Here is a 2,361-nt window from a genome sequence, read left to right as displayed (position 1 = left end):
CCGCCGCAAGCGGTGAGTGCGAGGACCGCGCCGAAGGTCATCAGCAGGGTCCTGCAGTTGTTGCGAGAAGTCATTCTCTTGCTCTCCGATCGTTTGGGTTGGTTCAAACACGTTCGAGCCCGGCCAGAACCGCTCGTCGATCACGCGTCCTGTCGCGATCGCAACGACCGGTCCCGCTCCGTCCCCTGTCCGTTCGCGCGTCGAATCGAACGCGCGCTCGTGCCCGTTGTCCCGTGCCTGGTGTTCGCGCCCGAACCATCCGTCGATGTGCTTTTTCGAGAACGGGGTTTGCGGCCGTAATCGAATCGGTCCGTGCTGCGGGCGCGCTGCGGTGCGGACGAGTCGGCGAAAAGTTATAGGCCTGTCCTGTGACAGGTTCTTTTCAGTGATAACGTGGATTTAACCAACGAAAACGCCACAAAAACGTCATGTGAAAAATGAAACATTGCGGTCATCGAAAATGACCACAGTGGAATGTCCGCGCAGGTTCCGGGGGCGGCGCGGATGAAATCGGGATCGAATGTCCCGCGGCGATCCGTGCTTCGACGACCGTCGATCCGGAATATGGCGGCGGCGTCGAACGCGACGCTTTGCGCGCGCTCATGCGAGATCGCATCGACGGAATCGCAATGACATACGACCGCAACGAAAAACATGCGCCCCGGCGCTTCGACGAACATGCAGGGTCCGGGAACATGACCGAAACCAGCCAACTCACCGCCGAACTGGAGCAGTGGATACTCGACCAGGTCCGCGCCGGACAGCCGCCGGAAGCGGTGCTGGAACCGCTACTGGAAAGCGGCTGGGAGCAGCAGGCGGCGATCGACGCGATCGAGACCGCCACCCGCGGCTTCCTCGAAGCCCACGCGCGCGAGAATGGTCTTCCCGCGCCGAGCCGGGTGCCGGCGCCGATCGGACTCAACGGGCCTTCGGTCGTCGATGCCGGCGATCGCGAAGTGCAGGTGCTGGCCAGCGTGCGCCATCCGCGGGTGATCGTGTTCGGCGGCCTGCTGTCGGACGAGGAGTGCGAGCGGATGGTGGCGTTCGCCCGTTCGCGGCTGTCGCGTTCGGCGACCGTCGATCTGGAGACCGGCGGCGACATCGTCCACGAGGGACGCACCAGCCAGGGCATGAGCTTCGAGCGCGGCGGCGACGCGTTGTGCCGGAGGATCGAGGCGCGCATCGCCAGACTGCTGGACTGGCCGATGGATCGCGGCGAAGGCCTGCAGGTGCTGCGCTACGGGCCCGGTGCCGAGTACAAACCGCACTACGACTACTTCGATCCCGACCGTCCGGGCACGGCGAAGATCCTGCAACGCGGCGGGCAGCGGGTCGCATCGCTGGTGATGTACCTCAATACACCGCGCGGCGGCGGCGCCACGACCTTTCCCGAGGTCGGTTTCGAGGCGGCCGCGGTCAAGGGCAACGCGGTCTTCTTCAGCTACGACCGTCCGCATCCGATGACCCTCAGTCTGCACGGCGGCGCGCCGGTCACCGCCGGCGAGAAATGGGTCGCCACGAAATGGTTGCGCGAGCGCGCGCACGACTGATGTCGCCCGGGTGACAGTGGTGCGGCGGCGATGCGACGCGCGTCGACGCGATCCGGCCGCGGGTGTCGCGTCCGGATGACGGTTCGTGAGGGGCGCGGACGCGGCGGAGCGGTCCGTCTTCAGTGTTCCGGCGCGCCCTCGGTCTTGTCGGGATAGCGGCAGATGTCGCGGATCGCGCACTGCGGGCAGTCGGGCTTGCGGGCCTTGCAGACATAGCGCCCGTGCAGGATCAGCCAGTGGTGCGCGTCCTGCAGATACGCGGCCGGCACCACCTGCAACAGGGCGTCCTCGACCGCGCGCACGGTCTTGCCCGGGGCCAGGCCGGTACGGTTGGAGACCCGGAAGATGTGCGTGTCCACCGCCATCGTCGGTTCGCCGAACGCGGTGTTGAGCACCACGTTCGCGGTCTTGCGGCCGACCCCGGGCAGGGCCTCGAGCGCGGCGCGCTCGCGCGGCACCTCGCCGTCGTGGTGCTCGAGCAGTTGCTGCGCCATCGCCACCACGTTGGCGGCCTTGGTGTTGTAGAGACCGATGGTCGAGATATAGGGCTTCAGCCCGTCCACGCCCAGTGCGGCGATCGCCTGCGGCGTGTTGGCGACCGGAAACAATCGCCGGGTCGCCTTGTTGACCCCGACATCGGTGGCCTGTGCCGAAAGCGTCACCGCGACCAGCAGTTCGTAGGGCGAGCCGAACTCCAGCTCGGTGGTCGGCTTCGGATTCAGCCACTTCAAGCGCTCGAACAGTTCGACCACCTCGTCGGGCTTGAGCCTGGACGGGCGCCGCGCGCGTTTCTTGCGCGCCGGGGCCTTGG

At 66.7% G+C, this 2,361-nt stretch carries 3 protein-coding genes; 1 reads left to right on the top strand and 2 read right to left on the bottom strand.

Annotated elements, in window-relative coordinates; genetic code table 11:
• Positions 1 to 353 precede the first annotated feature (353 nt).
• Positions 354 to 680 carry a hypothetical protein gene (locus tag FKV24_RS02380; RefSeq protein ID WP_141481067.1) on the bottom strand — a complete coding sequence of 109 codons (327 nt, stop codon included), beginning with the start codon at positions 678 to 680 and terminating at the stop codon, positions 354 to 356.
• A gap of 15 nt (positions 681 to 695) precedes the next feature.
• Between FKV24_RS02380 and FKV24_RS02375 the strand changes: the two genes are divergently transcribed.
• Complete coding sequence (locus FKV24_RS02375; RefSeq protein ID WP_141481066.1) at positions 696 to 1,550, top strand: 2OG-Fe(II) oxygenase; 855 nt, start codon at positions 696 to 698, stop codon at positions 1,548 to 1,550.
• A 119-nt stretch (positions 1,551 to 1,669) separates the two neighbouring features.
• Here FKV24_RS02375 and nth read toward each other — a convergent pair.
• Positions 1,670 to 2,361: endonuclease III (gene nth, locus FKV24_RS02370; RefSeq protein WP_249040878.1), on the bottom strand; the 692-nt coding region annotated here is incomplete at its 5' end.

The organism is Marilutibacter maris (genome assembly GCF_006546735.2).
Classification (GTDB): Bacteria; Pseudomonadota; Gammaproteobacteria; order Xanthomonadales; family Xanthomonadaceae; genus Marilutibacter; species Marilutibacter maris.
Note: the sequence above shows the minus strand (reverse complement) of the source record. Positions and strands in the feature narration are given on the sequence as shown.